The organism is Allgaiera indica (assembly GCF_900106675.1).
Lineage (GTDB): Bacteria > Pseudomonadota > Alphaproteobacteria > Rhodobacterales > Rhodobacteraceae > Acidimangrovimonas > Acidimangrovimonas indica.
Map to the genome: position 1 here is coordinate 1 of NZ_FNOB01000053.1, position 5,929 is coordinate 5,929.

The window sequence follows — 5,929 nt, forward strand, 5'->3', positions numbered from 1 at the left end:
CATTTCTGCGGGCTGTTCTGGCCCTGGGGCAGGGCGCCCGGCAGGGCCTCGGTCTCGAAATCGTTGCCAAAGCCCGGCATGTAGCCCTCGTGCGGACCGGACTGGGACGGCGCCCGTACCATCCCCTGCGGAAGCTCCTGACTGGTCATCATTCTTCTCCCTTTTCGATCGTGCCTCCTGCATCCTTGACGAACTTCGAGCACAGAAAGCAGAGTATGAAATGTCAGTGCCGGCAATCAAATGTCACCAGAGCGACCGCGATTCCAAAGCTGCGCTAGACATTGTGAGGGTCGGGGCGCGCGCCGACCTTGCCGCGGATGTGGATGGTCAGCTCTTCCTCGACTTCGCTGCCGTCGTACAGCCCCAGCAGGATGCCCTTGCGCCGGCCGCCCTTGCGCATTCGCTCGATCTGCGCGTCGGAAATCGTGGTTCGCTGCGCCTCACGCCGAGCCCAGTCTCCAAGTCGCGCATACATGTCGTCGATGATTGCGGCATGGGCCTCGCTTGCACCGAGATCGTTGAATTCCTCAGGGTCGGCGTCACGGTCGAACAGCATCGGCCTAAAGCCGCCTTCGGCGTGGATGAACTTCCAGCGCCCGTCGGCGATCATGAAGAGTCGCGCGTCGCGCGGGGCGAGGCCAAGATTGGCGCACATCGGCGTCGCGGAGTAATCATACTCGCTGATCGCGTAGTCGCGCCATTCCGCGGGCGGCGTCCCCTGCAGGAACGGCAACAGAGAGCGGCCCTCGACGATGTGACCGGGCACCTCGCCCCCGGCCGCCTCGATGAAGGTGGCGGCCAGGTCGATCGACTCGACCAACGCGTCGCAGGTGGTCCCGCGGGTGGCGTCGGCCTCGGGCGACGGATCGTAGACGATAAGCGGGATCTTGACCGATGCCTCGTGGAAGAGGCCCTTTTCGCCCAACCAGTGATCGCCCAGGTAATCGCCGTGGTCCGAGGTCACCACGATCATCGTGTCCTGCATCCGCCCGGTCGCCTCGAGATGGGCGAAGAGCCGGCCAAGTTGATCATCGCATTGCTTGATGAGGCCCATATAGGTGGGGATCACCGCCCTGCGCACCTCGTCGCGGGCGAAGGCGCGGCCGACGGCGTTTTTGGTGAATTGCGCGTAGACCGGGTGCGGATCGTCCAGTTCCGTATCGCGCCGTTGCACCGGGGTCACCTGGTTCGGCCCGTACATGTCATGATAGGGCGAGGGCGCGATATAGGGCCAGTGCGGCTTGATGTAGGAAAGATGGCAGAGCCAGGGCGCGCCATGCGCATGGCTGTCGACGAAATCGATCGCGCGAGAGGTGAGCCACGCGGTCTCGCTGTCCTCTTCGGCCACGTTGGCGGGTTTGCCAGCATTCTGCATCAGCCAACCCGAGGCGATCTCGTCCTCGCCCTCGAGTGCGGAATTCGCATAGTCGTGCCAGGGGTTCTCGCCCTTGTAGCCCGTCGATTTGAGATAGTCGTTATAGGGTGAGGGCTTGGTGTCATAAGGGCCGTCGGGGCCTTCGGGCCAGAGGCCGTCGTCGCGTTCGAAGACGTCGAAGCCGCACTGCGCAACGCGGGCACCGATCACGCCGTCCTCGGAAAGCCCCAGGATCTTCATCCCCTGTTCGTCTGCCTTCATGTGGGTCTTGCCGATCAGCCAGGCTTCCATGCCGATCTCGCGCAGGTGGTCGCCGAGCGTGCGCTCGCCCACCTTCAGGGGGAAGTTGTTCCAGGCCGCGCCATGACTGTGGACGTAGCGCCCGGTGTAGAAGCTCATCCGCGAGGCGCCGCAGATCGGCGACTGCACGTAGCAATTTGTAAAGCGGACGCCCAGGCCGGCAAGCCGGTCGATATGAGGGGTCTGCAGATGGGGGTGGCCGGCGCAGCTCAGATAATCGAAGCGGAGCTGGTCGAACATGATGAAGAGGATGTTCTTGGTCATGGGTCAGTGCATCATTGTTGGAAGCCAGGTGGCGATCGCGGGAAAGGCGAAGAGCAGAACGATCGCCGCCGCCATCGCCCCGATGAAGGGCGAAACGCCCAGGAAGATGCGCTCGAGCGGGATATCGGGCACCACCGCCTTGACGGTGAAGACGTTCATGCCGATCGGCGGCGTGATCAGGCCCATCTCGATCAGCACGACGATGACGATGCCGAACCAGATCATGTCGACATGGGTCGCGGCGAGCGAGGGCAGGAAGACCGGCACCACCAGAAGCAGGATGGCGAGCGAATCGAACACCATCCCCATCACCAGGCAGATCGCGCAGATCCCTAGCACGAGGCCCGTCGGCCCGACGGCATGCCCCGGCCCGCTGACCAGATTCACAAGCTGATAGGGCATGCCGGTGATGTTGATGAACTGCGAGAAGATGAGGCCCGAGAAGACGATCGCGAAGATCATCCCGGTGGTCTTGATCGTCTCGGCGAAGGCGTCGAGGATCTCGGGCAGCCGCCGCAGCCGTCCGCGGGCAAAGGCGAAGAGGTAGGAGCCGAAGGCGCCTACCGCGGCGGATTCGGTGGGGGTGAAGACGCCCGCGTAAATCCCGCCCAGCACCACCGCGAACAGGATCAGGATCGGCCAGGTCACCCAGGAGCGGCGGATCCGATCGGCCAGCCCCAGCGGCTCGCCCTGCGGGCCCCAGCTTGGGCGCAGCGCCACCACGATCCGGACCGAGATCAGGAACAGCGTGACCAAGAGGAGTCCGGGGATGATCCCCGCGATGAACAGCTTGCCGATGTCCTGCGAGGCGACGATACCGTAGATCGCCATCGGCACGCTGGGCGGGATCATGATCCCGAGCGTGCCGCCCGCGGCGATCGTGCCGGCCGAGAGCGCGTCGTTGTAGCCATAGCGGCGCATCGGCGGCATCGCCACGCGCGACATGGTGGCCGCGGTCGCCAGCGACGAACCGCAGACCGCGGCGAAGCCCGCACAGGCGAAGACCGTGGCCCCCGCCAGCCCGCCCTTGAAGCCGCCCATCCAGGCGTGGCAGGCCTCGTAAAGTTCGTCCGAGACCTTGGCGCGGTGGATGAACACCCCCATAAGGATGAACAGCGGCACCACCGAGAGGCCGTAATTGGTGGCCGCGTCGACGATCCAGTTGCTGGCCACCGCGGTGGCGGCGTCAAAGCCGCGGTAGGCGGCAAAGCCCGCGACACCGACGAGCAGCGAGGCGAAGGCCAGCGGCACGCCGAGGAAGCTCAGCGCCAGCACTACGGCAAATCCGATCAGGGAAGCGGTCATCTCAGGGCCTCACTCGATCTGCCCATGGCCGCTCGGCCCATGGCGGAAGACGTACCAGACCTGGGCGATCGACAGCAGCGCAAGCGCCGCCATCGCCGCGGCGAGCATCCAGAGCGGGTATTGCAGCACCATCGACAGCTCGCCATAGACGAAGTCGTTGATCGTGACTTGGATCATCACATAGGCGATGAACACCGTCGCGATCGCACTGCTGATCACGTAGAGCGCCCGGCGCAGGCCCGGCAGGCGGCGGTCAAGCGGCCCCTCGAACAACGAGACCACGACCTGGCTGCCCTCCTGGTTGACCACCACGAGACCCGCGAAGACGATGATCGCGAGGAAGATCTGGACGAATTCGGTGGTGGCGGAGAGCGGTGCGTTCAACAGGTAGCGCAGCGCCACATCGGCCACCGTCATCAGCACCATCGCGGTCATCGCGAGGGTCGCGATCCACAGCGCAAGCCGGCTGATCGCATTGGCAATCCGGTCGTACATGGAAACCTCCTGGGCGAGCCGCCGGCGCCACGGGCGCCAGGGCTGCCGGGTTCTGGGATCACTTGGCGGCGTCGGCCTTGGTCAGCTTCGCGGTCTGGGCGGCCATGAAATCGTAGGCGGCCCTGCCGTCGATCCCGTGTTTCGTGACCGTCGCGATCCAGTCGTCGATCGTCGGCTGCGCAGCGGCCTTCAACGCCTTGGCGAGTGCGGGGTCGATCGGCACGAACTTCACGCCCTGCGCCTTGAGCTCGTGCGTCGCCTTCTTGTCGGCCGCGTCAAAGGCTTTCCCGAACATGCGGGCAAAATGATCGCCCGACAGTTTCATTACAGTCTTCTGGTCATCTGGTGACAGACGATTCCACGCCGCTTGCGAGAAGAACATCGAAAACCCAACGGAAGAAAGTGATGTCTTCATGTCGAGGCAGGACTTTGTGTAGGGACCCGCCTTGAAGGAAACGATCCCTTCTGCTGGGATGCCAACAAAAGCTTGAACGACGTTTCGTGATACAAGCTCAAAGATATGCACGGCCGGACTCGCCGAAACAGGAACGCCCATTCTCTGCAGCACCTGCGCATTCACGCCGGGCAATGCCCAGACTTTGCGCTGCCGCAGGTCACTTACTGTGGTCAGAGGCCGATTGATTGTGGAACAAAACTTAGCTTTTCCGTATTGGAATAGCCCAACCAGTTTCAGGCCGCTCCAGTTTTCCTTGCCCTTGAAGAACTTCTCGTAGGTATCCCAGAGCGCAACGGAGGCAGCCTCTGCGTCACCGGTGTTGACCCAAGGCAACATTCCGGCGCGCGCGCCAGGCAGCGAAGGCGGTAAGAAGATGTTGGCCATAATACCACCATCGACGACCTGGCTGCGTACCGCGTCCATCACTCGGCTGGGGGGCACCACGGATTGCGCCGGAAAGACGATGTCCACCCGGCCGTCGGTCTTGGTATTGATCTCGGAGGCCCAGGTCTTGAGCACCGGCCAGATGAAGTTGGTCGGCGGCAAGAAGATGTTGAACTGGTATTGCGCGGCCGATGCCGGCGAGGTGGCAAGTGCGAGCGCCCCCGCAGCGCCCAAGAACAGCTTTCTGAACATGATGGTCCCTCCCTATGAACTCATGATGGATGGCGCGGCTCCCCTCCCAGGATCCCGCACTCCGGCGCCATGGCGGGAACTTCACTCTTCGCTTTGGATACGGCAAATGCTAATCGCACGGCGTACCGGTCAGCGGCACGAATGTAGGAAATTCACACGAGGTCTGTACCATGAACGAACTTGAGAACCGCTCTCTCGACCGGGGTATCCAAGTCCTCGAAGTCCTAGGCCGCGAAGGTAGCTGTGCGCTAAGAGACCTGCATGCGCACACTGGAATCCCGAAGTCATCGCTGCGACGCCTTCTCGGGACACTCGAAGCTCGTAGGCTGGTGCGCCGTGGTCTATCGGACGGTCGTTATAGAACCAATGTAATCCTGCCAGCATGCGCTGGATATCCCATTACTGCCCGAGATTCTGAAATAGTCGACACAGCTCTTCCAATTCTCTCAGAGCTCACTCGGCAAGTTAAATGGCCGTCCGATTTACATGTCTGGGATAATTTTCACATGCGGATACTAGACTCCACGCGTGCTCTCAGTCCTTTTTCATTTTTTGAAGGGGTGGCAGATCTAAGGATAAACATATTTGGCTCCGCGTCGGGAATTGCATGTCTGTCCACGCTTTCAAACGCGAAAATAACTGAATTAATAGAGCAGGCCGCTCCTTACGCCGACCTCTGTTTAACACGCTATGCCACGACAGAGGAGAAGTTCTTCGAGCACATCCAGACTTCTAGAAAAGAAGGGTATGGTTGCAGATTGCCAATGTTTTTCAAGGAAATTCAACCTAATGACGGTCTATCTGCATTGGCCGTTCCTCTCATGAATGGCACGAGTCCAGTTGGAGCTATTACGCTTCTCTGGCCACTCAGCTTTATGTCTATTCAGCAATTCGCAGCAACGTATCTGGAAAAAATACAGCTTGCTGCGCAGACATTCAAAACACGATTTGAAAGCCTCTAGGGTCAGGATTCATAACCAATAGATGACGATAGCCGCGAGTGCGATGGCAGAGAGGAATACCTTGGGACAGCGGTCGTAACGGGTGGCAACGCGCCTCCAGTCCTTGAGCCTGCCGAACATGATCTCGGTGCGGTT

At 61.3% G+C, this 5,929-nt stretch carries 6 protein-coding genes and 1 pseudogene; 1 reads left to right on the forward strand and 6 read right to left on the reverse strand.

The features are described 5' to 3' along the window. The 5 genes from BLV97_RS21020 to dctP all read right to left on the reverse strand — a co-directional run. Window positions 1–149, reverse strand: a 149-nt coding sequence (locus BLV97_RS21020) for a homogentisate 1,2-dioxygenase (RefSeq protein WP_143037602.1), incomplete at its 3' end; no start/stop codon positions are given. Window positions 150–274: 125 nt separating this feature from the next. Then, complete coding sequence (locus BLV97_RS20310; protein WP_035841293.1) at window positions 275–1,939, reverse strand: alkaline phosphatase family protein; 1,665 nt, start codon at window positions 1,937–1,939, stop codon at window positions 275–277. A gap of 3 nt (window positions 1,940–1,942) precedes the next feature. Continuing rightward, window positions 1,943–3,244, reverse strand: coding sequence for a TRAP transporter large permease (locus BLV97_RS20315; protein WP_035841296.1), 1,302 nt, complete (start codon window positions 3,242–3,244; stop codon window positions 1,943–1,945). Between the two features lie 9 nt (window positions 3,245–3,253). Continuing rightward, window positions 3,254–3,739 (reverse strand): TRAP transporter small permease, encoded by a 486-nt coding sequence (locus BLV97_RS20320; RefSeq protein WP_035841298.1) that lies wholly within the window; start codon window positions 3,737–3,739, stop codon window positions 3,254–3,256. 58 nt (window positions 3,740–3,797) lie between these two features. Then, complete coding sequence (dctP, locus tag BLV97_RS20325; RefSeq protein WP_035841300.1) at window positions 3,798–4,832, reverse strand: TRAP transporter substrate-binding protein DctP; 1,035 nt, start codon at window positions 4,830–4,832, stop codon at window positions 3,798–3,800. Between the two features lie 170 nt (window positions 4,833–5,002). Between dctP and BLV97_RS20330 the strand changes: the two genes are divergently transcribed. Beyond that, window positions 5,003–5,794 carry a helix-turn-helix domain-containing protein gene (locus tag BLV97_RS20330; protein WP_081825003.1) on the forward strand — a complete coding sequence of 264 codons (792 nt, stop codon included), beginning with the start codon at window positions 5,003–5,005 and terminating at the stop codon, window positions 5,792–5,794. Window positions 5,795–5,803: 9 nt separating this feature from the next. On the opposite strand, the pseudogene BLV97_RS21025 reads toward BLV97_RS20330, so the two are convergent. Further along, window positions 5,804–5,929: pseudogene (locus tag BLV97_RS21025) on the reverse strand (IS5/IS1182 family transposase); the annotation flags it as partial.

Bases quoted from the DNA above. Each gene is read 5' to 3' on its own strand.
- BLV97_RS20310 (WP_035841293.1), bottom strand. From the start codon at position 1,939: ATGACCAAGAACATCCTCTTCATCATGTTCGACCAGCTCCGCTTCGAT.
- BLV97_RS20315 (WP_035841296.1), bottom strand. From the start codon at position 3,244: ATGACCGCTTCCCTGATCGGATTTGCCGTAGTGCTGGCGCTGAGCTTC.
- BLV97_RS20320 (WP_035841298.1), bottom strand. From the start codon at position 3,739: ATGTACGACCGGATTGCCAATGCGATCAGCCGGCTTGCGCTGTGGATC.
- dctP (WP_035841300.1), bottom strand. From the start codon at position 4,832: ATGTTCAGAAAGCTGTTCTTGGGCGCTGCGGGGGCGCTCGCACTTGCC.
- BLV97_RS20330 (WP_081825003.1), top strand. From the start codon at position 5,003: ATGAACGAACTTGAGAACCGCTCTCTCGACCGGGGTATCCAAGTCCTC.